The following is a 24,846-nucleotide window of genomic DNA, read 5'->3' as shown; positions in this document are numbered from 1 at the left end:
TTGTTCATAATGGGATCACCCATCTGGGCAAGTACATGGAATATCTGTAGGGATTGCGAACACAGTTCCATCAAAAAAACCATAGCGCTTGCCAAAGCCCATGATACGTTGTTGATCCAAAAAGGGATATATAAGGAATTTGAAATATTGGTGGACAAACCACTGGTCATCAAGGGCATGGGTTATCCCATTGTGGACGGAGAAAAAAAGGGAGAAATCTTCAGGGTACAGTCAGATAATGTCACCTTGGATGGCCTGTTCGTCATCAATGTAGGTATAAGTTATACCAAGGACAATGCCGCCATACGAGTGGTACAGAGCAAAGACTTTCTCATTCAAAATATGGTATTGGAACAGTTGTTCTTCGGAATTTACTTGGAAAAATCCTCCCATGGCAAAGTGTACCACAATAGGATCATTGGGGAGGCTGTGGATGAATACAATTCCGGGAATGGGATACAACTTTGGTATTCTACGGACATTGAAGTCCTCAAAAACCATGTGCAGGGTACCAGGGATGGCATTTATCTTGAGTTTTCCGACCGCATCACCATTACCTATAACACCAGTATGGACAATCTTAGGTACGGCCTTCATTTTATGTTCTCCAATCATGATGTGTATTCCAACAACACTTTTGAAAATAATGGGGCTGGGGTTGCGGTCATGTTTTCCAAATTCATCACCATGAAAAACAACACGTTCCGAAAGAATTGGGGAACAGCTGCCTATGGCATGCTGTTGAAGGAAATCAATGATGCCGAAATCAGTGGGAACACGTTTGAGGAAAACACTATTGGCATCAATATCGAGGGATCCAATCGTATCCAATATCACAATAATGATTTCATCAACAATGGTTGGGCCATTCGGGTAATCGGGGCATGTTACACCAACAGTTTCAAGGGCAACAATTTCCTGTACAACTCTTTTGATATTTCATACAACAGCAAACTGAACGACAATGTGTTTGAAGGTAATTTTTGGAGCAGCTATACCGGTTACGACCTGGATAGGGACGGTATTGGGGATGTGCCTTATCGACCTGTAAAATTATTCTCCTATGTGGTGAACCGTACCCCGGAGACCATAGTGTTGTTACGTAGCCTGTTCATGGACATCATTGATTTCTCCGAGCGGGTCTCCCCGGTCTTCACACCCGATAACCTAAAAGACGCCCAACCTCTAATGAAAATACGACGATGACCATACACATAGAAAATCTTCATAAGAAATTTGGAAAGAACCAAGTATTGAAAGGGGTGGACCTTACCATCACGGAGGGCCATATTTATGCGATTTTGGGTCCCAATGGTTCGGGCAAGACCACCCTGATAAAAAGCATTTTGGGCATGGTGATTCCGGATAAGGGACAAATCTCCATTTTGGACAGACCCATCAAAAAGGATTGGAAGTATCGGAAGCACATCAATTACCTTCCACAGATTGCCAACTTCCCCCCCAACATCAAGGTAAGGGAACTCATCCATATGATCACGGACCTTCGGAACAGTCCCAGTGCCAAAAAAGAACTCATTGAGCGCTTTGGTCTGGAACCCTTCCTGAACAAAAAATTGTCCACGCTATCAGGAGGTACCAAACAAAAAGTGAACATTGTACTGACCTTTATGTTCAACAGTCCACTCATCATTCTGGACGAACCCACAACAGGGCTGGACCCAAGGGCATTGATCTATCTAAAGGAACTCATCCAAGCTGAAAAGGCGCAAGGAAAGACCATTCTGATCACCTCCCACATTATGCAATTTGTGCAAGAAATGGCGGATGAAATCCTATACCTGTTGGAAGGAGAAATCTATTTCAAAGGGAGTATTGCAAAACTTTTGGAAGATACCCAACAAAAGAATTTTGAACATGCCATTGCGGCCATAACCACCACCAAAAGCCATGCTTAAAATACTGAAATATAGCTTTTACGACCTCATACGCAGCCGCTGGAGCTACGTATACTTTTTGTTTTACCTTGCCCTTGGATTTGTACTATTGTTTCTGAACAACGACGTTTCCAAGGCCGTGATCACCTTAATGAACGTGATCATTGTGCTGATTCCTTTGATAGGGACCATATTTGGGGTGATGTACTACTACAATTCCAGGGAATTTACCGAACTTTTATTGGCACAGCCCATTAACCGAAGAGCCATTTTTATGGGGCAGTATTTTGGAGTGGCAGGTTCGTTGACCTTGAGTCTTGTGCTAGGCTTGGGGATTCCATTTGTTCTGTACGGCCTTTTGCGGAGCAATGCCATTTTTGATTTTACGTTACTGCTGGTCACCGGGGCTTTCCTGACCTTCATATTTGTGGGCCTATCCTTTGTGATTGCCATATCCAACGAAAACAAGATAAAGGGGTTTGGCTACGCCGTTCTGTTATGGCTCTTCTTGGCCGTGGTCTATGATGGATTGTTCCTGATGTCCCTCATTGTTTTTGAGGAGTATCCCTTGGATACTTTTTCCTTGGTGGCCACAGCGCTAAATCCCATTGATCTTTCCCGAATTTTGATCCTACTCAAATTAGACATCTCAGCACTATTGGGATATACAGGCGCCATTTTTAAAAAGTTCTTTGGTACCGATCTTGGCTTTTTGGTCTCCATGGCCATTCTTTTACTTTGGACTATATTGCCTATACTTGGCTTAAGCCTTAAAGCAAAAAGAAAGGATTTTTAATGAGACCCTAACCATTTTTCCATAAAATCATGAAAGAGAGCTTTCACCAGCGACACCTTTTAATTGCCCTTGTTTATTTCTGTGTTGCCGCTGGCTTGGGCCTATTGCTTCGCTCCTTCCCTATTTTCTCCTTTGATTTCAACTTTAAATATGTGGTCCATTCCCATTCCCATATTGCCCTTTTGGGCTGGGTATATGTGGCCTTGACCACTTTGCTCCATTATTGTTTTATGGAGAATACATCCAACCATACCTATATCAGGATTTTTTGGGGCACCCAAGGCACTTTGGTAGGGATGCTGTTTACCTTCCCCTTCCAAGGATATGCCTTGTTTTCCATTATATTCTCTACCCTCTTCTTGATTATGTCCTATGCCTATACCCATTATTTCTGGAAAAACATTGACCCAAAGTATAAGAAAAGTAACGGCTTAACCTGTGTAAAAGCAGCACTGATCTATATGGTGGTGTCAAGTTTGGGACCTTGGGCGTTGGGAGCGGTCATGAGTACGTTGGGCGCCCAATCCATCTGGTACCGCTTATCCATATATTTTTATTTGCACTTTCAGTACAATGGTTGGATGTTATTGGCCTTATTGGGGCTGTTCCTATTTGTTCAGGAGCAGCGGGGCCATAATATTCCCCAAAGAAGCTTTGTCCGTTTCTTTACGGCAATTAACCTGGGCATTGTTCTTACTTTTTTCCTGTCCACCCTATGGACGGAGCCATCACCATGGCTGTATGTTCTTGGAGGTGTTGGAGCAATAATCCAGATTGGAGCTTTGCTAGTTTTTTGGACACTTGCCAAAAACGGAATTGGGAATTTGTCACCCTCAAATCTGCAAAACCAATTATTACGAACCGTTGTTGTCCTTGTCAGTGTTAAAGTTGGATTGCAACTACTGACTTCCATACCCTATTTTGCCCGAATGGCCACAAAGTACTTGGATTTTACCGTTGGGTATTTACATTTGACCTTCTTGGGAGTCGTGAGCTTTGGGCTGTTCTTTTTCTTGGATTATTTTGGTCTGCTACGTTTATCGCGCACCGTCTACCAATTGTATTTTGTGGGATTCTTGCTTACGGAAACTTTAATTTTCCTCAAAGGCTTTGCTTTCTGGTCGAAATGGGAGATTTTTGAAGGATATGCCGCAACCTTGGCCTTGTGCTCCTCAATAATCGTTCTAAGTTTGGTGTTAATGGTGCTTCAAAATCGCACTGCATCTTGATTTTTTAAAACAATCCATAGGGTTCCAATGGGTAATAGTTTAAATTTGATTTGTCTTATGGCAAGTTTTGACATAAAAATAATAAAGGACAATTTTGTCTTATTTAATATCATGCACTATCTTTGTGCGGATTCAAGTTCCTTATGATGTTTTCAAAAGCTTGTGAATACGGTATTCGGGCGGCGGTATATATTACGCTGCAATCCTTGGAGGGAAGACGGGTAAGTGTCACCGAAATTGCAGAGGAAATCGATTCTCCCGTTGCCTTCACCGCAAAAATCCTGCAACAGCTCACCAAGAACAATATTGTACATTCGGTAAAGGGACCTACGGGTGGATTTGAGATTGATCGTGAAGATATGGATGACGTAAAGCTGAATATGATCGTAAAGGCCATTGATGGGGATAAAATCTATGTGGGTTGTGGATTGGGACTCAAGGAATGTAATGCAAACAAACCCTGCCCCCTACATGACAAATTCGTAGATATAAGAACCAATCTAAGGACCATGTTGCAAAGTACAAGCCTATACGAACTCGCCACAGGTCTGGAAGTGGGACTGACTTACTTGAAGCGTTAAAAAAATTTAATCCAATAAAGGACAATTTTGTCCGATTAATAAAATTTGATATTATGGACCATGTAACTGAAAAAACAATAGGACAAATGGTTGCGGACAACTACCGTACCGCACAGGTTTTCAAAAAGCACAAAATAGATTTCTGCTGCAAGGGCAACCGTACCCTATCGGAAGTCGCAACCAAGAAAGGATTGAACTTGGAAATCTTACTCCAAGAATTGGATACGGTCCAAGCCCATGGTCAAGGAGATCACCTTGAGGTAGCGTCTTGGCCATTGGACCTACTCGCCGATTATATTGAAAAGAAACACCATCGCTATGTGGAACAGCAGATTCCGATACTCAACCAATATTTGGACAAACTTTGTAGGGTACATGGGGATCGTCACCCGGAATTGTTTGAAATATCGGAACTTTTCAAGGCTTCAGGTGGGGAACTGGCCATGCATATGAAAAAAGAGGAACTGGTACTCTTCCCTTGGGTCCGTAAAATGGTGGAAGGAATCGCCGATCGTGAACCTTTGGTGCGGCCCCATTTTGGAACAGTCCGCAATCCCATCCAAATGATGATGAAAGAGCATGACCATGAAGGTGAGCGATTTCGAAAGATTGCAGAGTTGACCAACAGTTATACTCCCCCAGCAGATGCTTGCAACACCTATCGGGTAACGTATTCCCTATTACAGGAATTTGAGGAAGATCTCCACAGGCATATCCATCTAGAGAACAATGTTCTGTTCCCAAAAGCTGAAACCCTGGAACAGCAAACCGTTCATTAATCAAGAGCAAATTCTAAAATGAACAAAATGACAAGCATATACAACAAACTGTTGATGGAGTTCAAAAAAAGACAGTTGGGCTATTCCTCCATCGCCATAATAGGTCAAAGCTGTTTGGGTTCGGCAGCGGCAATGGTATTGTTAATGGGTGAAATGGCGATGTCCCTTAGGATGACTTTACTCTTTTTTGTCACTATTTTCTGCATGGCCTTTAACGGAGCCGTATTGGCCCAATTGAAATCTACGACCACATTCAATCTTTTGATTTTGAGCTTGGCATTCAGTGTACTGGTCATTATGGTGCATATTTTTTAAGGTTCAACAAATACCTTGACAACTCTTTCAAAATAAACCTAGCACAAGAGATGTTTTATAAAAACAAATAAGGTTGATGGTCTGTTACCATCAACCTTATAATGTTAAAGTCTGGGTGGAAGGTCGACCCTATGAAACATAAATAGCTGATTTAATTTACTTTACACTGTTAACTTGGACCAGTTAACCGAACCCTGAACCGTATTCAAATCGGCACATCCAGAGGCAAAACTTATGGATGTTACACCCAAGGCAATACATATTTACGTCTGCATTTGACATAAAGTGAACTTACACAAAACCATTAAATAACATAAATTGCTGTCTATAAATCTTTTAAAACAATGGATTTAGCCTGAAAATTACCTGTAAAAAGAAAAAGTGCGCGCTTTCGGAAAGAAAAAAGCCTCCAATTTTATGGAGGCTCCTTATTTACTAGTGATCGCGGAAGAATCCATAAATTGTATTTAATACATTGATAATCAAATATTAATACCAATAAACATGATACTTTACTGATACTTTGTTGTGTTTATATGTGTTTACATAGGTAGAATGTTGTGCAAATGTTGTGCAGATTGTTATGCTTTTCTTAACTCCTTTGAAGCATATAAAATCTAGCTAAAAGATTTCTACGTGATTATATCACAACATACTCTTTTTCATTATTTGATATACCTGTCCATACGCTATGCCTTCAATTAAATATGGATCTGTATGTGTAATCAATGGTCCCTCCCCCAATTTACTAGACCAAATTCCTTTATCATTTTTATATGTCAATTGTCTTGCCGCATGAGTAAACTCATTATTCTTCTGATAAAGAGCCACTTTCTTATATCCTTCTTCGTAGATTGGGTCTTGACAACAAGTGTAATTAAGGAATTCGAATAATTTAATTAGCACTTTTGGATCACTTGAAAAAGGTAGGCCAAAAGGCCAGTCAAAAACAACACCATCAAGTCGAATAACCGGCCTGTTATCTTCAGGTAATGGCTGGTACCAAAGGTCTGATTTGTTGGCAGCCCAAGCAATGCAATTATAATCGGGGGAAGCATCATCCTTTATCCGATATCCTGGGTCATTTTTAAGAAGTGGAAATGCTTTAAAAATATTTTCATTATGTAAATTCTTCTGCGCCAATAATTATCACCTATTTGAATTTTAAAAGACCTTTCTTGTGCAATTCTACCCATTTCTTGCAACTCTGCGTAACATTCATTCTAACAGGTGATTTAATATGCATCCCTGTGATAATGTTTAACGCCCAAACTAAATGACTTGGATTCTCGTCAATATTTTTGATAATTAATGGAATGGCTTGCTTGCCTAAATTTAAAATTTCTTGAAAATTCTCATCTTCGATTATTCTATCAGAATTAGACTCAAACCATGTATTCTCCTTCCAAGCTTCAACTAGCGAATCAAATTTGTCTTGAAGAAATAGTTCTTTTGTTAAATTAGAATCCAGTTTATAAATTAATTCATCATTTCCATTATTTAAACCATCTTTGGTTTGGTTAGTAAAATGTATGAATTCCGTTTTAGCTTTCTCCGATAGAGACGGTGGAGGCAAATCAACAATAAATGGCATATTATCTAATTAGCTGTTTTGTTTTTTCAGTAATTCCATCATTAAAAAGATAGTTTTTTTTGTCTCGAATCTTTGTGAAACCATTCAAAATATCTTCGTTTGTGTTTGGTATTTCCTTATTCATTAATACATCGATGTCAAAAAAATATGGGACTTTGTCGGAAATAGGCTTTTCCAATGCTTGCCCTATATTCCAAAGCATGCTATTATCCTTATCAAAAGAAGTGTATTTAAATTGAAAAGTGCTAAACTTATGAGTACCGGTATCCGATTGAATGTAACTTGTAAAGTAATCATTTATAGATTTTAAATCCATAGGCAGATTGAACCTATTTATCGTTCGCACAGAAATTCCAGATAACTTCGTAACTTCCAGTTTTTCTTTAAAGAAATCCCATAGTTCCATTGCTTCTTTAATAAAAGAATCCCATCCGGTGTACTTTTCTCGAGATTCTAAAGTGAATTTTTTGTCATTGATAGTTAAATTCTTCTTTTCGTTGGAAGAACTTAATAGTACGCCGGAAGTTTCAGCGTCACCAACTTTAATAGAAGTTTCTAAACCTTGGATTTGAATATCTCTAGTAATTTGAGGCTTACGATTTGGAAAGTTGTTAGAAAGTTTCTTGCTGTCTTTTATTATTTGTTCAAAGTTCAAATCTTCTATCTTATCATATCTAAACTGTATCATAGAAATGATAATAGGAGCATTATCAAAATATTCATATGATAAATTGCTTGCCATATTGTTCTCTAATTTTTGTACAAAATTAACCAATTATTCAAAGCAAAATTATACATTCATGTATAATTTAATCTTATATGGAAGTTAAACAAGTTGATAGGTTTTTAAAAAAACCGAAATACTCAAAAGTAGATTTGGACTTGTCCTACAGAATAATAAATCATTACAAAACATTTGGATTGATTGATGGAAACTTTAATTCAGGAAAATGGTTAAAGGTTAATTCTTACCAATTTATTTGGATTCAAATCATAGTTAAGTTAAGAACTTGGGGGGTATCATTAAAAAAGATTTCTCTTTTAAAAGAAAACCTTTTTACAAAGAGCCATGTTGGCTCAATAGATTTGGCTTCTTATATAAACAAATCGTTTGAAGAAGAAATAATACAGGCTATTATTAATAAAAATGATTTATATCTACTTGTTTTTATGGATATGACATACTCTTTTCAAGACAGTTCGAACAAAGGCCAATGGGCAAATCGAGCTTATAAGGATGTAGGTCATATAAACATTCCTTTGAGTAGAGTCATTTCAAAAGTTTATAGAGATCTAGAAAATGCTTAATACATTTTAATCCTTATCTCACTTAGATTCAAGCATTTTTACATAAAATACTACATAACAGCATTTTATGATATTGTCATCGAAAATCTGCACAGCTACTGCACAACATATTTATTTGCTATTCAAAACATAAGATTCGGACATTTATACGTAAACAACTATTATTCAGCATTATACGATTATATACGGTTGTGCAAATGTTGTGCAGGAAAGAAAACAAAAAAAGCGTAATTAACTGAATATCAATTAATTACGCTTAAAAATCCGTGATCGCGGAAGGATTCGAACCTTCGACCGTCTGCTTAGAAGTCCCAAAAAATCGATGCTTTTCAATTAAAATAGTATTTTGAAAATACTTAAAATACACATTTACTGATAGTTAGTGTTATTTGTGTTTTAATGGATTGAGATAAAAGTGTGCACAAAGTGTGCATTTTTATTTTCTTACTTTCATCACTATCACTAACTATTATGGCCAAAGCACGGATCATACTTGACACCAGGACCGAATCCCAAAGTAAATTTACAGGATTATATCCCATTGCGGTCAGAGTATTCCACAAAAAAGCTCGAATCATTAGGTTGTCTCACTATACATCTCCAAAGGGATGGAATGAAAAAGAAGGCACCTTGAAACGATCGGTCAAGGAAAATTCAAATCTTGACTGTGATGCTATCAACCATGAGTTGTTTGAAAAGCTTACGATGGCCAAGAGACTCATCCTTGACCTTGGTGAGAACATCGATAATATCACGGTGGACACCCTGGTAGATGAAATAAAGCGGTCATGGGAAAACGACAACAAAACAGAGATCAAACAGAAATATGAAAATTGCATCACGCTTTCCGAATTCGGCGAAGTCCTGATCCAAAGAAAGCTTAAGGCCAATAAGCCCGGCACCGCCAAATGGTACAAGGACTGTATCAAGGTCTTTATGGACCAGAACGGCGGTAGAGACCTGAAATTATCTCAGATAACCGTCCGCTTCCTTAAGGACTTTGAGGCGGAACACAGGTCCAGGGGAAACGTCACCAACACCATAAGCAACTATATGCGAGGGGCAAGGGCCATCTATAATGCCGCTATTAACGAGGATGAATATTTTCCCGAAAGAAATGTATTTACAAGATATAAGATCCCGACCAGTAAGCGAGTCAAAAAGAAAGCTCTTCCTAAAGAAAGCATTTTAAAGGTATTGCAGGTCGAGTATCCATGTGAAACAATTATGTGGCATACCAAAAATTATTTTATCACTATGTTCATGGCCCGAGGAATGAATTTTATCGATTTGGCAAAGTTGAGGGTGAAAAACATCCATTCCGGATATATCTTTTATGGCCGTAGCAAGACCGATGACCCTATAACAGTGAAAATTGTCCCTGCGCTCCAAAAAGTCCTTGACTATTATCTACAAGGAAAAAAACCTGATGATTTTGTTTTTCCCATCGGTAATGATGGGTCTCCAAAAATGTTCAAAAAATATAGGAACGATATCAGTTCCATCAACAAAAATTTAGCAATACTGGCCAAAGATGCTGGAATCGATGAAAAACTGACTACCTATTACCTAAGACATTCATGGGCGACCATAGCAAAACATATGGGTCTTTCCATCGCCATGATCAGTGATGCTCTTGGGCATCAAAGCGTGGTCACTACTGAAATTTACTTAAAAAGTTTTACCAATGAATCCTTGGACGAAGCAAATCTTCTTGTAGTTGGATAGCAGGATTTGTCACTTACTTTCCAAAATACCTTTTGTATGATCACATTCTGTAGGCCTATTTTTAATCTAAGCCATGGCTAATAAAAGAAAATGTAGAGAACACGAGCGGCCAACAGTGAATAACACTAATTAACTATATTCTGGGCCAAGGGAGCTGGAAAGATGGGCGATATTAACGGGCATCCAAAATTCCGTTTGGCCATCCTGCTCGACACCACCCATATCGGGATGATCCGAAAGACGGATGTGCTTATCCCAATGGTCACCGATTTTCTGGATTCTGACCTGAATGCGACACTACCTATCTTTAAGGTATATCCTGAACAATCTTCTTTTTGAGTAATACAATATGATTATGAAGATCTTTAAAAAAGAGTCTTGTTCAAACTGTCAAAATGTGGTGACATCAAAATTATCATGAACTATGTCTGTCCGTTTTCCTTACCGCACGGAGAGCTCTTATCCTGTCCATAGCTCCGGGGTATAAGATTATTACCCTCCGAAAACCTAACTAAACTACAAATTAAAACTTATCCCATATGGACCCATCCAAACAATATGTATGTTCTCTTTACGTGAAACTAAAACAATATACAAGGTATGCCAGCTATTTGATAATTGCCCAAGTTGAGGATATCCCCAAGACTGTGGAAAACCAGATTGGCAAGGCCCTGAAGTCCATTCGGGAGCAGGTCAAAGATCATATCTTCACTTTCTTTTTACTGACAAGAAAATGGATGGGGTTGGCTTGATCGCCGATAGCATCCCCACCCATATTGCCAGTGACCATTTATCTTTATCGGTATTATTTTTTTTCAAACTCAAAAAGGGCTTCATCGACTTCAGCATTCAAGACATAGGACTCAACATTGATAGCCAGTTGAACCTCATTGATAAACCAAGTTATGGTAAAGGGCAATAAGATCCCATTAACATTCTTATAATCCTGATAATAGGTATATACCATATGATCACTTCTTGTGTTTCGGTTTTCCACCAACATTTCCAAATAATTGTCCTTGTTTATGAATGAAATGGCTTCATCATCAACTTCTTTTCCTTTCACAAAGGTTTTTCCTTTGTTAATCTTTAATTTATAACAGTCTTCCCCCATTATCTTTTCTTCACCAATAAGCTCCATTCTATATCCCAGTTCTTTTGCTTTCACAAACATCAGCGGAAATTCCTGGGCTTCTTTTTTGGCCTTGGACGATATTTTGGAGTTCCGTTTGGTCAACTCACCTTTGACAAAATCATAGTCCCAAAAATGTTCCCCGTCAAAAGCAAACTGTACCACCCTTTTCCCTTCTACTATCTTATTGCCTAAAAGCCTTCCCGATTTACTAATGGTAAGAATCTTATCAGACCCCGAAGAAGTAATGAACTCTCCCTTCAAGTGAATGGATTTTATTTTACTCCAAGCCTCTTTCCCACCTATTTTTTCGATATGGTTTTCGATAATTTGATCTACAGATTGTGCTGATACTATACCAACAGCGCATACCCATAGAATAACTGTATAAACTCGTTTCATAAAAATATTTTTTTAATGTTAAACTGTAATTGATTGTAAGAGATATCTTCTGACCATATCCTTAATTTGATTCACAAAGAAATTTGGTCACGATCAATCTATTTTTTTCTTCTTGTCAGCCATATGGACAAATAGGTAATTGCAATTCCCAATGGTAACAACCAGACAAGCACAATTTTCCATATTTTGATAGTGGACTGACTGATTTTGAATCCATTGTCCTGAAATTGCGGTTTACGCACATCAACTGGAAATTCACTATTGGAGAGCCATTCAAAAATACCCATCATAAATCTTGGATTATTGGTTTCCAAATCTTCCCGTTGCATAAATGCCTCACTATTACTCCAACAATCCGCATCACCCAAGACCACTATACGTTGTACCTTGCCAGCTTTTTGTTTACTCAGTGCAACGGCCATTTCATAAGGTTTTTGAATTTCGCCAACATCAGTATTCTGAACCAAGCTGTCCGCCTCAAAATTTGTGGATTCCAATTCATTCCAACAGCCACGCCATTTGGTCTGTAAAAGGGGGGTAACCGCATACCCTTTTTCTTTGGCCAGCTCATATTCCAGTCCCATACCTTCGAGTGTTGTCACTTTTTCATTCCGTATTGCCATACGTTCAAATACAAAAGAGATTTCTTCCTGAATTTTGGGCGTAAGGTTATTTATGACCAAAGTGGGGGAAAAGTTCTCACTGGGTTCCACAATGACCCCATCAATAAATTCGACGCCAATATGTTTGGCTAAAGGGGCCAAATGCTCCCTTCTGTTGGGTTCTGCAGCAATGAGCAGATTACCCCCATTGCCTATGAAGGAATACAATCTTTTCTGTTCCAATTCTGATAGGGGTGACCTGGCATCGGCCACTACCAAAATATCAATGCTTGCCGGGACATCTCCATGAGACAGGTCTATCTCCTCAAAATCAAATCCATTGTTTATCAGTGACTCCCTATAATTTTTCAAAACCGAGACCCTGCTATAGTCAGCGTCTCCCGTACCGAACACTTCCCGTTCACCATGACCTTTTACAAAGCCCACTGTAATACTTCTTTTGTCGACACGCTTCAAGGCCACGGTGATTTCCTTCTCGTCAGGCATGACCTGCATATCCTTAAAAATCCGAAGAAATGTTTTTTCTCCATCTTGATGCTCCACAAGCCTTACAAATACGTTATCCTCTTCTTTCAATCCCATGCCCTTTACTTGATCCGGACCTAAAACTTCATTAAAATCTATGTCATAGAGATCTGCCACTTTTTTTGCCATTTCAGCTTCAGAATCGTCTGGATATCGACTGTAGATGTAAGGATTATTGCTTGGGGTATCCCAGTAATAAACATACTTTAGTTCGATATCCGGTTTAAAGCGGATATACTTCTCGAAGCGTTCCATATCGACCTTGACCCTAATGGGAACCCCATAGTACATGTTGTATCCCAAAATGTTCACATAGGTGGTTATGATCAATTTACCATCAATATTCTTGACAATACGCTGACTGTTCTCACGAAGGGTATTGTGCTTATTTGCAGTTACATCCAAATAACTTTTTATGGTTGGTCTTGAGAAGACAAAGCCCCCCACGACACCAATCAACAGAATTAAGGCATACCTACCAAAGTTCACAAACTTTTTCCGTATCCTTCCAGCTTCCAACTTAACAATGGTAAACCCTAAAAATATAGTGACCACTATTAGAAAATACATAACATCCTCGCTGGTCAATAAACCGGAAATCATGGTCTCCGTGCGACCGGACATTGACAGCCAATAGGTCAACTCACGTACGAATGCGATACTCTGACCAACCGTGCCAACATAGTTCAACGCGCCCAAAATTGCGAGTGTGCTGAAAGCAGCCACCACCTGATACGACGTGAGCGCGGACATGAAAAGTCCAATTGCGGAATAGGCACATATCAATAGATATACACCAAATAACCCTGAAAGCAAATAGGGAACATCCAAATTTTTGACCCCCATACTTCCAAAAATTACTGACAGTGATAATATTCCTATGAGGATCAAGCCATAGAACAACATGGCAAAATACTTACCAAAAACAATTTGATAGGATGACACCGGTGAAGAGAACAGCAGCTTTATAGAACCGCTGCTAATTTCACGACTCATCAATCCCATGGTCAATAAGGGGATATATAAGAATAGGTTGTTCTGTATTTTGATGAACACGGTTCTGGCCCCCATAGGTTCAGTAAATATCCTTGTTGTGATATTAGATGAGCTCCTACCTGAATCCGCAAACTTTAACAGCAACTCAAACATGTCTAGAAAGGTAATGTTCGCCTGTATGGTAAAAATGATAAGAATCAGCCAAGCTATGGGGGAATAGAACAAGTTCTTCAGTTCTGTCTTCGCAATATTTAGGATTGTTTTCATATTCTTTCGTTTTAAACTTGATTGACAAATTCTTTTTTTGATAAGGCGGCAAATGTTTCTTCGAGTGTAGTCTTTTCGACGGTTATCTCGTACAGGTGCCACCCTCCTTTTATACTCAGCTCGACAATGTTCTCAAGCGTGTCCTTTTCATTGTTGACCTTAAAACGGAACACGCCCTTGGCATTCAAAGGGGTCACGGCATCCACTCCTTTCATTTTTTCGAGTTCTTCTATGGAAGGTGGCGTTCGCATCTTTACCAGAGCTGTATTGGTCTCAATCACATTGTGGAATTCCTCGATGGTTCCCTCAAAGACCATAACGCCGTTCTCAATCATTTTTATGTGGTCACAAATGGCCTCAACCTCCGATAGAATGTGCGTGGATACAAGGACAGAACAGTCCTTGGCAATATTCTTTATTAGATTTCTGACCTCTATGATTTGATTGGGATCCAAACCATTGGTTGGCTCGTCCAATACAACAAAAGAAGGCTTGTGTACAATTGCCTGTGCGATCCCGACGCGTTGTTGGTATCCTCCTGAGAGGTTTCGCAGCAATCTGTTGCTGAAATGCATGATACCGCACTTGAGTTTGGCCTCTTCAATGGCATCATGAATTATCTTCTTGTCCGTATGCCTTAGCTTTGCACAATGCAACAGATATTCATCAACGGTCAAATCAGGGTGCAATGGTGCTTTTTGGGGTAAAAATCCAATTTGCTTTTTGGCCTCTTTGGGATATTTTCTAACATCAATTCCGTTGATAAAAATATCTCCCTTGGTTTGATAAAGGGTGCCGCACATGGTGTTCATCAACGTTGATTTTCCGGCCCCATTGGAGCCCAGAAGCCCTATGACGCCATTATGGGTGACATCGAAGCTTACATCCTTGACCGCCCATTGGGAGGTGTACCGATGGGAGAGATTTTCTATTCTTAATCTTGCGTTTTCCATTGCCATTAATTTTTAGACCTTACTTTTAATTCTAGTCGTTGTTTGGTTCAAAGGGGTTTCTATAATTGAATTTCAAGGGCTCAAGCCCCAAATGTTCGCGGATAAGGGGCTCGAGTCGTTTTCCCCGTGCATGTTTGTCCACTATTTTTCCTTCTTTGTCCAACAGCCAAACTGTGGGATAAGATGATATCTGGAACAGTGCATGGTGATTGACCTTAGCTTTCTTGCCCTTATCCAGGACTTGGGGCCATGTCGCATCCGCTTTTTCCGTGATGTCCATAACATGTTCCCTTGCAGCCTCACCTTCTTCCGCGATTCCGATGATCTCAAAACCTTTATCCCGGTATTTCTTGTACATTTCGGCTACCTGTGGCATTTCTTTGATACTGTAGGGGCATCGAATGGACCAGAATACAAGGAGGACGACTTTCCCTCTAAAATCTTCAAGGTCAATGACATTGCCCCCCATATCCGTAACTTCCAGTTGAAAGGGGTCATCGGGACTTCTGTGCTTCAATACTTCCAGTGCTGCCATGTTTTTCTTGGCTATTTCATGAAGGGCCGTAAAGGCCGATTGATCGGAAAAGGGTTTTCCACTTTCTGTTATCTCCAAAAAATGGGCCCAGTAGGGTTCCTGAAGGGAGGGAGCATAGCCTGATACATAACCTATGAAACGTTGGACCGTGGTCGCGATCGATTCCTCATTTGAATACTTGTTTAGAAGTTCGGTCATTTTCAAGCGGAAGGTTTCCCAATAGTGGAGATCGAACCGTTCCCAATAATTTTCTTCCGTAGGATCTTTGTACAGTCCTTGGTAGTATTTCAGCGCCAATTCCAAATCCCTATAGAACACCTTCAGGTCAATTCCCATTTTTTTGCTCATAGGCGCATCTGAATTGGATTTCGAAGCGGCCAAACTCCTTCCAAACCGAAGCCATTCCTCCATAGCTTGATGGTCCACTGGAACAACCCTGTTGAATTTGGAATAAATCTCAGCCTTTTCCTCTCTAGTTTTGGACGCTCTATATTGGACCGATACCCTATTTATTTCTGTTAACAGGCTGTCTGATATTTGATCTTCAATAAAATCGGGGGTGAAGGTGCGGTGGAAATACATGTCCAGCACCTCATCATAGTGGGGGTCGTCGGGATAATCCCTTAAAAAAGAGGCTGCGAGCTTACTTTTTTTGGATGCGATTTGATCATTGTGCCGTCTTCTTTCAAAAATCGATAACCCCTTATCGGGTGTGCCAAAATAATTCTTGATACTGTCCAGTTCTTCCCATGCTTCCTTCGCACTTGATTCCTTATTGCTAGTGCTTTGGGACCATCCGCTAATAGTCAAACAAGAACATAGCAACACTTGCATTGCTGAACGGATCATTAAAATAGCTTTCATTGTGTTTTAAGATTATGGATTAGTATTTCTTTCGAGCATTATCATCTGGCCCGCAGATAATTAAACCTTATCAACCAGGGTGTCGTAACATTTAAAAGCATATTCCTTTTGGACACTGTTCTATCTGCCGGCACTCGTATCAAAGAGACCGGCAGAATGAATATTCCAGTATGCTTAAAGGATCAATACCCCGGGTTCTGGGGTTCAAGGTTCGGGTTCAACTCGATTTCATTGAGAGGAATCGGAAACAGTACATCCGTATCCTTCCAGTTGGTTTTTATTGGGGCCAAGACTTCACTGGCCTTCCCCATTCGTTTAAGATCGAACCAACGGTGCCCTTGTTCAGTGAACAGTTCAACACGACGTTCCTGTAAGATCGCATCCAATAGATCGGCTTTGCCGGCCGCTGTTGTATTGGCCAGGCCTGCCCTATTCCTAATGACATTTAAGTCTTGCTGTGCACCCGAAATATTTTCCAATTGTGCCCTAGCCTCGGCACGAATCAAATATTGTTCCGCCAATCTGAATACTATGGTATACTCCAGAGATAATTCTGTGGTGTAGAAAGCTTCCTTGTACTTATGGGCATAATACAATGTAATTTCTTCGTCAGATTCGCTTGTAAAACTACTGATCCAATGCTCCAACCGTTGATCTCCTTCCTCAAACGACGACAAGAGTTCATCAGTGACCGCATAGTAATTTCCTGGTATCATCCGAATTATCAGCCAAGAGGCTTCATTTGCATTGTTGTCCGGATAATCATCAGGCTTGAACTGCCATATGGCCTCGGAGGATTCCTTCAAAAAGACATTGGCCACATCTGGTTCCAGTTCAAACCCATCCAATACTTGAGATGCCGTTGTCTCGGCCAACCCCCAGTTTTCCGTATACAGATAAATCCGCGCCAACAGTGCTTTGGCAACCCATCTATTGGGAATCACACGTTCGCTCACCACATAGTCCTCACCCAAGAGATCAATGGCATCGATAAGGTCATCAATAACGTGTGCATACACCTCAGCTTCCGACATGCGGCCTACAGTATTGTTTTTCAAATAATCGGTTGTAGTAATATAAGGGACATCACCGTACATGCCCACCAATAGACTATGTATAAAAGCACGAACAAAGAGCGCCTGCCCTTTATATTCATTTATTTCAGCAGTGCTTAAGCTTTGTGTTTGATCAAGACCAATGATGATATCATTGACCGCATAGATGATATTATAGGCATGGGTCCACCATTCCAAAGCAGTTGAACTGCTATTTATGACGCCATGATTATATATCCTCGAATATTCGACAAAAGAGTTATAATAATCTAATTCATCGCTATAGGAACCCATTAATAAACCCAAGCCAAAATTACCCGATACCATACCGTCATCCCGCATTTTAACATACACATTGGCCAATGCGGATTCTACGGTCTCTGAATCCTCAAAAACCGTTTCTGCTACCAAGGTATTTTTTGGAGGGTCGATTTCAACAAAATCCGTACAGGCATTAATCCCGAGTATTGCTAGTAAAAGGACTTTGTATTTTATGCTATGAACACATTTTTTCAAGTGCTCACGCTGTAAAATTGATTTCTTTATGTTGATTTCCTTAGTCTTCATAATCAATAATTTAAAAGTTTAGGTTCAATCCCAACGTGAATTGACGTAGTGGCGGTAAATAATTAAAACTTGTCTGTTCTGGGTCGCCAAATCTATACCCTGTGATGGTCAATAAGTTCTGGCCTTGTAAATAGACGCTTGCATCCAACCCTAGGCTAAAACCCTTTGGTATTCTATAGGTCAGCAAAACGTTGCGCAATCGAATAAATGAAGCATCCGTAACGGCTGCATCACTCGTAGCTTGGTATCCGCCAACATAGGGTAGATCACCGCTAAAGTCCAATCCAGCCGTTGCACGTGGATAGGGAGCAATATCTCCAGGTTCCTGCCAACGGTCATAAAAATCCACGGGTAGATTCCTAGGGTATCCGGGTAAATTCTGATCCCGATAATAGTTGTACCCCAATTGTTTTTTGAATTGAAAGAAAAAATCCAAGGATAGATTCTTATACCTTAATGTATTGCCCAAACCACCATAAAGATCGGGCGTAAAATCCCTTGTGACCTGTCTATCATTTGTCCTATCGGTGAGACCGTCGTTATTGAAATCCTCGAACTCATATAAACCGGTTTCCGGATTTACGCCAAGGGAGCGGAATAAATAACGAATGTTCAAGGATTTTCCGACTTCATATCTATTGGCAAATGTGGAATTTTCAATGTCATCGAACTTCAACAGTTCATTTTTTGGAACTGTGATATTGAAGCTTGTAGTCCATCGAAACCCCTTACCTTGGACATTAACCGTATTAAGATCTAATTCAAAACCGGTATTTTGAACAACAGCATCAAAATTCCCTTCTAAACTCCCAAAACCAGTTGTGGCCGCCAAAGGAATTCCTATCAACTGGTTGGATGAGCGGTTTCGATACCAAGAAGTATTCAATACTAACCGGTCTTTAAAAAATCCAAGCTCAAGACCAAACTCAAGTTTTTTGTTCTCTTCCCAAGCCAAGATAGGATTGAAAATTCCAGAGGGCTCCATTATGTTGATGCCATTATACTGCTCATTGGACGTGGTATAAGTATCCAAAAATTTATAATTTCCTATATTATCGCTCCCGGTAGTGCCATAACTCGCCCTTATCTTACCGAAATTGAACGTTGGATTGTCTTTAAGAAAGTTTTCATTGGAAAAAATCCAAGCCGCCCCGACAGCTCCAAAATTACCGAACTGTTTTCCCGGCCCAAACCGCGAGGAACCATCCCTTCTACCGGTAAGGTTAACTATATACCTGTCTTTCCAATTTAGGTTCAGTCGACCAAAAAAGGCTTGATAGTTGTATTCACTATCGATATCATCCACTATTTCAACAGTTTCTGCAGCAGCGATATTTTGGATGAGTTGGTTGCTGGCAAAACCTCTACCCCGCTGCACAAATTGTTCCGTGGTCTCTTGTTGAAAGGTGGATCCCACCAACACATCCAGTTTTAGGCCGTTCCATTCCTGCATCCAGTTTATTTGTGGTTCAACGATCCAAGAATCACGAGCTGAAGTATTCAGGTCAATGATTGAACCGGTCCTTGATGTGTATCCGTCACCGGGACTTCTGGAATCATGTGGAAAAGTATTGAAGGAACCATATTCGCTGTTGTTATACCCTAAGTTTGTCTTAAATTCCAAACTTGACAATAAGCGATATGATACTCCCAGATTTGCAATGAGTGTTTTTGTTTGTACTTGATAGTCCCTTAGCATTTGGGCCATCGGATTGTCCCGGAACGTATTGTTTTCCCAATTAATATTACCTTCTTCATCATATACCGCAGGCGCGTTCGGTGGCAAGGAATAGGCTAGGCTTGTTGGGTCTTGACGAAGTAAATCATTGTTCTCTATCGCATAATTGGTTGAAAAATTCAAACTAAAACGGCCATCTTTCGATTGGTGGTTGACATTACTGTGCACGGTTGTCTTTTTATAATTGGAGTCTCCCGGAAAAACGGTGGTCTGTTTTTGATGTGCCCCACTGATCAAAAATTGGGTTTGATCACTACCGCCAGATATAGAAAGCTGTACGTTGTTTCTGAAGGCTGTACCCCCAATGAGTTCTTTTTGCCAATCTGTATATCGATCTTGTCCCCACACCGTAATATCAGGCCAGAAAAAATCGAAAGCGGGATCCTCTAAAAATGAGCCATAGCCATCCTGTACAGCCCCTTCCCTCCTAACTTCCAAAAATTGATCCGTGGTCATTAAATTTCTGAACTGGCTCACCTTTCCCAGGGAGGTGCTTAAGTTTGCCGTGAATTGGGTTTTCCCAGCTTTTCCCTTCCTTGTAGTAATCAATACCACCCCATTAGCACCTCTAGATCCATAAATGGCCGTGGCATCTGCTTCTTTAAGAATTTCAATACTTTCAATGTCTTGTGGATTGAGCGCATTCAGCGGACTTACGTTCGCTTGATTAATCTGTGAACCTACCCGGGTTGCTTCCAACGACTCTGAGCTAAAAGGGACGCCATCGACAATGAACAAAGGATTTGTACCCCCGTTTATAAAATTTCTGCCCCTGATCTCGATTTCAAAACCGCCGCCAGGAACTCCTGTGGTCTGTCGTATGTCAACTCCCGACACATAGCCTTGAAGGGCCCCTAAAGGATTATTGACAGGTTGGTTTTCAATGGTTTTCTTATCTATTCTAGCAATATTTCCAGTGGCCTTTCTTTGGGAGGTTTTGTAATAGCCGGCGTTCAACACCACTTCGTCCAGTTCGCTGACGCTTTCCTCCAGACTTATATTGACCGTACGCAGCTTGCCTACGGAAATCTCTTGGCTGCGGTAACCGATACTGGTGAATACCAGAACACTGGATTCATCGGGCACCATAATTTTAAAATCCCCATTGAAGTCGGTAGCCACACCACGGTTCATGTTTTTTATCCGCACAGTGACCCCGGACAAAGGAACCCCGTCCAGGTTTGTCACCTTGCCTGTTACCACAAAATCCTGTTGCCTTTGGGGCAGGGACATGGTTTGGGGTTGGATGAATATGGTATTGGAATCGGTCAGGTCGAGAATTACGGGAGAATCGGCCAAGCTCAATTGCAAAAGCTTGTCCACTTTTATCTTCCCCTTCTTTAATTCGACCTTAGGCTTTCCCTTAAATAGGTCCACTTGGTAGATGAAGTTGTAGTCCGTCTGTTCCATGATAAGGTCAAAGACCTCATCCACGGTCAGCACTTGGTCGGTCGCAATGACTACCATTTGCTGGGATAACACCTTGTCCGTGTTCATTCCCATGGCCAAAGCACAAAAAAAGAGAAGGTAGCCTTTCATAGTCAATAGCAAGAGCTTGTTTCCAACGGATTTTGGAGAAGCCCAATTTGTTTGGTTTTTCATAAATTTGATTGCATTTAATTAATGAGTCATTAGTTATTTGTCCAGGGGGAAGGATTATCGTCGGTGAGATGTTGGTAATCCTGTCCCTCTCTTTTTTATAGTGGTCCACTTAATGGACGGTTCTAGCGGATAACCACTTTGTTCTCTTCTATGTCATAAGCGTTGATGAATTTAGTGTTCTTGATAAGTTCCAATATTTCTTCCAAGGGTTGGTCCTTGCTCAGAGTGCCCTTGAATTCGACATCCTTCATTGCACTGTCCGTGATCACTATTTCCACATCATACCATCTGGAGAGGGTGACGACGATCTCGCCCAAGGGCTTGCTCTTGAATATGAAGAGTCCCTCGCGCCATGCTGTTTCGGCCTTGACATCCACTTGTTGGATCTCAAGGGTACCGTTTTCAAGGTCTGCAACGGATTGATCGTTCGGCACCAAAAGGGCTTGTGAAGTGCCAAAACCTACTTCCACCTTCCCTTCCACTAAGGTCGTGTACACCTGTTTTTCTTCTAGGTACGCCTTGATGTTGAACTCTGTTCCGAGAACGCGGACATTTTGGTGTCCGTGTTCCACTTCAAAGGCATCACCTCCATGCTCCGTGGCGGGAGTGACATCAAAATAGGCCTCCCCGTATAAGAGCTCGACCACCCTGGTTTCCCCTGGATTGAAATGCACAGGATATGTAAGCTTCGAGCCTGAATTCAGCCATACCTTGGTACCATCGGCCAGCGTAACGGTAAATTGTTTCCCTCGGTTGACGGAAATGGTATTGTACCGATGGCTCTCCTTGGCCTTCTCCCTATCATAAACTACTTGTTCCCCATTACTGGTCACATAGTTGTTTTGATAGTTGCTCCCTTTTTGCAACACCACTTCAGTGCCATCTTCCAAGGTCAGGATGGCCCCATCGGTTCCTTGTTCGATGGAGGTTTCCACAATCTGGGTGGGCTGGTTTTCACTGGTCATATCATAAAAATACCAGCCGAGGCCCATACCCAACAAAAGGACAATGGAAGCTGCGGCTATCCATTTTCGACCGAGCTGGAATTTACTTGTTCCTGTGGTCCTGCCATTTTCATTGGCCGATTTTAGTACCTGTTCATAGAGACGTTCCATATTCGCATCTGAATCTGATAGTCTCAGATAATAATCAGCTTTGACATAGATATTGAAGGTTCTTTTATTGGCCGGTTTCTCCAACCATGCCAATAACGTGTCCCATTCTTCCTCTGTCAATTTTTGGTCAAGGAATCGATGGATCAGCTGTTCTTCTTTTTCGGTCATTGGTTATGTGTTGTTTATGGGTTAAACGGGCGCCACTTAAAAGATACTTAATCATTTCTTAACTTTTTTCTACATTTACCCAGCGTCGGTTTGTTTTGTCCCATCACTCAATCCCCCTAAAATGAAGACATTCGAAAATGACAATTTATTGGCAAAGGCGATCATTGATGGTGATAACCAGGCGTTTAAATTGTTTTTCGACACCTACAACAGGCCGCTGTTGGGGTATCTCCTGACCCTGACACAGGACCGGGACCTGGCAGAGGATATTGTCCAAATGAGTTTTGTCTCGATTTGGAAAAGACGAAAATCCCTACAGCCTTTTGGGTTCAAGCAGTTGTTGTTCACCACGGCAAAGAACCAATTTATAGACCAATACCGAAGTACCGTTACCCGTGCCAACCTTTATGCGGAATTAACCTTTGATGCGGTCTACGATGAAGAGGAAGATAAGGAGCACATCCAACAACAGATCATCAAACTCAGAAAGATCATCGAGACCTTGCCGGAACGTTGCCAACAGATTCTGCGCATGACTAAATTGGAGGGGTTGAGCCAGCAGGAGGCCGCTGATTATTTGGGAATTTCGATCCGTACGGTCGAGGCGCAGGTTCGGGTTGCATATACCAAGATCAGGGAAGCCTTTGATGGTGATGATGCGATGATCCTTTTTTTACTTATGGGGGCATTGTATCAATTATATGTGGAACAGGACAACTCATGATTACTTATCCTCTATTACCGGGACAAGACAAGAGAACCGTTGCCTGTCCTCCTATCCGCTCCGTTGTCAAATTTCTTTCAATACCGTTTGAAGGGCAAAAGATGCGGATTTTTCAGTATACAAATAGGTCATGCTGGAAGTTCCGTCAAACACTAAAATTATATGCCTTCCACATGACAAGATGAACAAATGCCCTAAAATTATTGCCTACGATACAGAAATAGAGAAAAAACTTATCACCTATACCATTAGACTTTCATGGACCGCCATTGCAAAATACCTTAGTGCCTCAATGGCCCCTGTAAGTGAGGGCTTGGGATACAATTCTATCACAACCACGGAAATCTATTTGAAGAACTTTGAGAATGCTGCATTCGACCAAATCAATGAACTGGCCATAGTCTATACCTTATCATTGTCAACCATTTCTCTCAATCATTCTCAAACACTTTTATTTCCTTCCATTTAATCTCACCTTCCCTCGGCTCGGCATTGTCACAGTATACTATCCATTGCAACACTTCCTCTGAGGTCAAAACTGACGGATTGAGCCCTATTTTCTTAAGCAACAGAAATCTTTTCGGCAATATGGGGTCATACCTCGAAGGGCCCAACTTTTCGACAGCATCACTACCGGTCATGGAAGGGAAAAATTGTACGTCCACAACCTCACGTACGGTATTGTCCATAAAAAAGGTCGCCATGCCTTCTTTATTCTCCTCGTTTTTGGCAAGGTATTCATAGGGTATCCCAATATCCGCATTCAAATACTGGGCAAGTACCCTGCCCGTGTTCACGGCCCAAACCCTAAGCGTCAAATACGTTTTAACCTTTTTTTCTGGTTCGGTCCCTCCTAAGGAACCCAGGCTAAGAATTGGGTTTTCAAGATAGGATGGTGATGCTTTTACCTCTACCGTTTTGGAAAGTATTTCAAACTCAAGGTCTATTATGGGGTCTTTGGTACGGTTAAGAACGTCCCTGATCTCATAATCAAGCATAGCCTCCGAATTAAAATTGTATCTCTTATAGTATTTCTTATCCTTAGCTTGGTGTGCAGTGTTGCTCTTTGGAATATCCACCACATAGATTACATGGCCTTTTTGCTCATTCACCGTGACTGGATGGATTTTGATTCCATCTATTCTTGGTCTAATATTTCCCTGGATGATTTGCTCTAACCATTCCTTTGAAACCAAATTTCTGTCAATGGGATCGATTCCTTGGGGCAAATGTCGCTTTTCAGGATCTTCCGATACCCCATAGATTATGGTTCCACCATCTGAATTAGCAAATGCCGATACATCTTTGGAAATTTCATTCACCTTTTTGTCCTGTTTTCCAAGAGATGCCGATGC

Annotated in this window: 23 protein-coding genes and 1 pseudogene; 12 read left to right on the top strand and 12 right to left on the bottom strand. The window is 40.8% G+C overall.

What is annotated here, in order from left to right; genetic code table 11:
• The first annotated feature begins 9 nt into the window (after positions 1 to 9).
• The 6 genes from DN53_RS16515 to ric all read left to right on the top strand — a co-directional run bounded on the left by DN53_RS16515 (position 10) and on the right by ric (position 5,280).
• On the top strand, positions 10 to 1,206 hold the full coding sequence (locus DN53_RS16515; RefSeq protein WP_129656025.1) for a nitrous oxide reductase family maturation protein NosD: 1,197 nt from the start codon (positions 10 to 12) through the stop codon (positions 1,204 to 1,206).
• On the top strand, positions 1,203 to 1,916 hold the full coding sequence (locus tag DN53_RS16510; protein ID WP_129656024.1) for an ABC transporter ATP-binding protein: 714 nt from the start codon (positions 1,203 to 1,205) through the stop codon (positions 1,914 to 1,916). Before DN53_RS16515 ends, DN53_RS16510 begins: the two co-directional genes overlap by 4 nt.
• Entirely contained in the window at positions 1,909 to 2,691 is a 783-nt protein-coding gene (locus DN53_RS16505; protein WP_129656023.1) for an ABC transporter permease, read from the top strand. Before DN53_RS16510 ends, DN53_RS16505 begins: the two co-directional genes overlap by 8 nt.
• 29 nt (positions 2,692 to 2,720) lie before the next feature.
• Positions 2,721 to 3,920: a hypothetical protein gene (locus tag DN53_RS16500; RefSeq protein WP_129656022.1), complete on the top strand. Its 1,200-nt coding sequence runs from the start codon at positions 2,721 to 2,723 to the stop codon at positions 3,918 to 3,920.
• 146 nt (positions 3,921 to 4,066) lie between these two features.
• On the top strand, positions 4,067 to 4,501 hold the full coding sequence (locus DN53_RS16495) for an RrF2 family transcriptional regulator (RefSeq protein WP_129656054.1): 435 nt from the start codon (positions 4,067 to 4,069) through the stop codon (positions 4,499 to 4,501).
• 53 nt (positions 4,502 to 4,554) lie between these two features.
• Positions 4,555 to 5,280, top strand: a complete 726-nt coding sequence (gene ric, locus DN53_RS16490; protein WP_129656021.1) for an iron-sulfur cluster repair di-iron protein — start codon at positions 4,555 to 4,557, stop codon at positions 5,278 to 5,280.
• Positions 5,281 to 5,384: 104 nt separating this feature from the next.
• Here the strand turns inward: ric and DN53_RS17980 are convergent, their stop codons facing one another.
• The 4 genes from DN53_RS17980 to DN53_RS16470 all read right to left on the bottom strand — a co-directional run bounded on the left by DN53_RS17980 (position 5,385) and on the right by DN53_RS16470 (position 7,931).
• Positions 5,385 to 5,576: a hypothetical protein gene (locus DN53_RS17980; protein WP_165357485.1), complete on the bottom strand. Its 192-nt coding sequence runs from the start codon at positions 5,574 to 5,576 to the stop codon at positions 5,385 to 5,387.
• A 664-nt stretch (positions 5,577 to 6,240) separates the two neighbouring features.
• Positions 6,241 to 6,738 (bottom strand): DUF7689 domain-containing protein, encoded by a 498-nt coding sequence (locus tag DN53_RS16480; protein ID WP_129656019.1) that lies wholly within the window; start codon positions 6,736 to 6,738, stop codon positions 6,241 to 6,243.
• Between the two features lie 10 nt (positions 6,739 to 6,748).
• Complete coding sequence (locus DN53_RS16475; protein WP_129656018.1) at positions 6,749 to 7,189, bottom strand: hypothetical protein; 441 nt, start codon at positions 7,187 to 7,189, stop codon at positions 6,749 to 6,751.
• 1 nt (position 7,190) lies between these two features.
• Positions 7,191 to 7,931, bottom strand: coding sequence for a TIGR04255 family protein (locus DN53_RS16470; protein WP_129656017.1), 741 nt, complete (start codon positions 7,929 to 7,931; stop codon positions 7,191 to 7,193).
• A gap of 77 nt (positions 7,932 to 8,008) precedes the next feature.
• Between DN53_RS16470 and DN53_RS16465 the strand changes: the two genes are divergently transcribed.
• From DN53_RS16465 to DN53_RS16450, 4 genes are all read left to right on the top strand, one after another.
• Positions 8,009 to 8,497, top strand: a complete 489-nt coding sequence (locus DN53_RS16465) for a hypothetical protein (protein ID WP_129656016.1) — start codon at positions 8,009 to 8,011, stop codon at positions 8,495 to 8,497.
• A gap of 471 nt (positions 8,498 to 8,968) precedes the next feature.
• Positions 8,969 to 10,225 carry a tyrosine-type recombinase/integrase gene (locus tag DN53_RS16460; RefSeq protein WP_129656015.1) on the top strand — a complete coding sequence of 419 codons (1,257 nt, stop codon included), beginning with the start codon at positions 8,969 to 8,971 and terminating at the stop codon, positions 10,223 to 10,225.
• A 162-nt stretch (positions 10,226 to 10,387) separates the two neighbouring features.
• A complete protein-coding gene (locus tag DN53_RS16455; RefSeq protein WP_207211137.1) occupies positions 10,388 to 10,564 on the top strand; it encodes a hypothetical protein in 177 nt (58 codons plus the stop codon).
• Between the two features lie 200 nt (positions 10,565 to 10,764).
• On the top strand, positions 10,765 to 10,977 hold the full coding sequence (locus tag DN53_RS16450; protein ID WP_129656014.1) for a hypothetical protein: 213 nt from the start codon (positions 10,765 to 10,767) through the stop codon (positions 10,975 to 10,977).
• A gap of 53 nt (positions 10,978 to 11,030) precedes the next feature.
• Here the strand turns inward: DN53_RS16450 and DN53_RS16445 are convergent, their stop codons facing one another.
• The 7 genes from DN53_RS16445 to DN53_RS16415 all read right to left on the bottom strand — a co-directional run bounded on the left by DN53_RS16445 (position 11,031) and on the right by DN53_RS16415 (position 22,767).
• On the bottom strand, positions 11,031 to 11,759 hold the full coding sequence (locus DN53_RS16445) for an outer membrane lipoprotein-sorting protein (RefSeq protein ID WP_129656013.1): 729 nt from the start codon (positions 11,757 to 11,759) through the stop codon (positions 11,031 to 11,033).
• A 98-nt stretch (positions 11,760 to 11,857) separates the two neighbouring features.
• Complete coding sequence (locus DN53_RS16440) at positions 11,858 to 14,170, bottom strand: Gldg family protein (protein WP_129656012.1); 2,313 nt, start codon at positions 14,168 to 14,170, stop codon at positions 11,858 to 11,860.
• A gap of 11 nt (positions 14,171 to 14,181) precedes the next feature.
• The gene (locus DN53_RS16435; RefSeq protein WP_129656011.1) at positions 14,182 to 15,123 is read right to left on the bottom strand and encodes an ABC transporter ATP-binding protein; all 942 of its coding nucleotides are present in this window, start codon (positions 15,121 to 15,123) and stop codon (positions 14,182 to 14,184) included.
• Positions 15,124 to 15,154: 31 nt separating this feature from the next.
• Entirely contained in the window at positions 15,155 to 16,507 is a 1,353-nt protein-coding gene (locus tag DN53_RS16430; protein WP_165357483.1) for a TlpA disulfide reductase family protein, read from the bottom strand.
• Between the two features lie 197 nt (positions 16,508 to 16,704).
• Positions 16,705 to 18,144 (bottom strand): RagB/SusD family nutrient uptake outer membrane protein, encoded by a 1,440-nt coding sequence (locus DN53_RS16425; RefSeq protein WP_129656009.1) that lies wholly within the window; start codon positions 18,142 to 18,144, stop codon positions 16,705 to 16,707.
• A gap of 10 nt (positions 18,145 to 18,154) precedes the next feature.
• Positions 18,155 to 21,484 carry a SusC/RagA family TonB-linked outer membrane protein gene (locus DN53_RS16420; RefSeq protein ID WP_129656008.1) on the bottom strand — a complete coding sequence of 1,110 codons (3,330 nt, stop codon included), beginning with the start codon at positions 21,482 to 21,484 and terminating at the stop codon, positions 18,155 to 18,157.
• A gap of 122 nt (positions 21,485 to 21,606) precedes the next feature.
• A complete protein-coding gene (locus DN53_RS16415; protein ID WP_129656007.1) occupies positions 21,607 to 22,767 on the bottom strand; it encodes a FecR family protein in 1,161 nt (386 codons plus the stop codon).
• A gap of 121 nt (positions 22,768 to 22,888) precedes the next feature.
• On the opposite strand from DN53_RS16415, the gene DN53_RS16410 reads away from it, so the two are divergent.
• Positions 22,889 to 23,491 carry an RNA polymerase sigma factor gene (locus DN53_RS16410; protein ID WP_129656006.1) on the top strand — a complete coding sequence of 201 codons (603 nt, stop codon included), beginning with the start codon at positions 22,889 to 22,891 and terminating at the stop codon, positions 23,489 to 23,491.
• A gap of 181 nt (positions 23,492 to 23,672) precedes the next feature.
• A complete protein-coding gene (locus DN53_RS16405) occupies positions 23,673 to 23,960 on the top strand; it encodes a site-specific integrase (protein ID WP_129656005.1) in 288 nt (95 codons plus the stop codon).
• Here DN53_RS16405 and DN53_RS16400 read toward each other — a convergent pair.
• Positions 23,923 to 24,816, bottom strand: a pseudogene (locus DN53_RS16400) (AlbA family DNA-binding domain-containing protein); the annotation flags it as partial. The gene DN53_RS16405 and the pseudogene DN53_RS16400 sit on opposite strands and share 38 nt — an antisense overlap.
• Positions 24,817 to 24,846 lie beyond the last annotated feature (30 nt).

Source organism: Flagellimonas olearia, from assembly GCF_004150225.1.
In the GTDB taxonomy this organism is placed as follows: Bacteria; Bacteroidota; Bacteroidia; order Flavobacteriales; family Flavobacteriaceae; genus Flagellimonas; species Flagellimonas olearia.
This window is presented reverse-complemented; position numbering and strand designations above follow the sequence as displayed.

Coding starts and splice junctions, on each gene's coding strand:
- DN53_RS16465 (WP_129656016.1), top strand. CDS start 8,009: ATGGAAGTTAAACAAGTTGATAGGTTTTTAAAAAAACCGAAATACTCA.
- DN53_RS16505 (WP_129656023.1), top strand. CDS start 1,909: ATGCTTAAAATACTGAAATATAGCTTTTACGACCTCATACGCAGCCGC.
- DN53_RS16430 (WP_165357483.1), bottom strand. CDS start 16,507: ATGATCCGTTCAGCAATGCAAGTGTTGCTATGTTCTTGTTTGACTATT.
- DN53_RS16445 (WP_129656013.1), bottom strand. CDS start 11,759: ATGAAACGAGTTTATACAGTTATTCTATGGGTATGCGCTGTTGGTATA.
- DN53_RS16495 (WP_129656054.1), top strand. CDS start 4,067: ATGTTTTCAAAAGCTTGTGAATACGGTATTCGGGCGGCGGTATATATT.
- DN53_RS16510 (WP_129656024.1), top strand. CDS start 1,203: ATGACCATACACATAGAAAATCTTCATAAGAAATTTGGAAAGAACCAA.
- DN53_RS16415 (WP_129656007.1), bottom strand. CDS start 22,767: ATGACCGAAAAAGAAGAACAGCTGATCCATCGATTCCTTGACCAAAAA.
- DN53_RS17980 (WP_165357485.1), bottom strand. CDS start 5,576: ATGACCAGTACACTGAATGCCAAGCTCAAAATCAAAAGATTGAATGTG.
- DN53_RS16470 (WP_129656017.1), bottom strand. CDS start 7,931: ATGGCAAGCAATTTATCATATGAATATTTTGATAATGCTCCTATTATC.
- DN53_RS16455 (WP_207211137.1), top strand. CDS start 10,388: ATGGGCGATATTAACGGGCATCCAAAATTCCGTTTGGCCATCCTGCTC.
- ric (WP_129656021.1), top strand. CDS start 4,555: ATGGACCATGTAACTGAAAAAACAATAGGACAAATGGTTGCGGACAAC.
- DN53_RS16425 (WP_129656009.1), bottom strand. CDS start 18,144: ATGAAGACTAAGGAAATCAACATAAAGAAATCAATTTTACAGCGTGAG.
- DN53_RS16440 (WP_129656012.1), bottom strand. CDS start 14,170: ATGAAAACAATCCTAAATATTGCGAAGACAGAACTGAAGAACTTGTTC.
- DN53_RS16500 (WP_129656022.1), top strand. CDS start 2,721: ATGAAAGAGAGCTTTCACCAGCGACACCTTTTAATTGCCCTTGTTTAT.
- DN53_RS16475 (WP_129656018.1), bottom strand. CDS start 7,189: ATGCCATTTATTGTTGATTTGCCTCCACCGTCTCTATCGGAGAAAGCT.
- DN53_RS16405 (WP_129656005.1), top strand. CDS start 23,673: ATGAACAAATGCCCTAAAATTATTGCCTACGATACAGAAATAGAGAAA.
- DN53_RS16435 (WP_129656011.1), bottom strand. CDS start 15,123: ATGGAAAACGCAAGATTAAGAATAGAAAATCTCTCCCATCGGTACACC.
- DN53_RS16420 (WP_129656008.1), bottom strand. CDS start 21,484: ATGAAAAACCAAACAAATTGGGCTTCTCCAAAATCCGTTGGAAACAAG.
- DN53_RS16450 (WP_129656014.1), top strand. CDS start 10,765: ATGGACCCATCCAAACAATATGTATGTTCTCTTTACGTGAAACTAAAA.
- DN53_RS16515 (WP_129656025.1), top strand. CDS start 10: ATGGGATCACCCATCTGGGCAAGTACATGGAATATCTGTAGGGATTGC.
- DN53_RS16410 (WP_129656006.1), top strand. CDS start 22,889: ATGAAGACATTCGAAAATGACAATTTATTGGCAAAGGCGATCATTGAT.
- DN53_RS16460 (WP_129656015.1), top strand. CDS start 8,969: ATGGCCAAAGCACGGATCATACTTGACACCAGGACCGAATCCCAAAGT.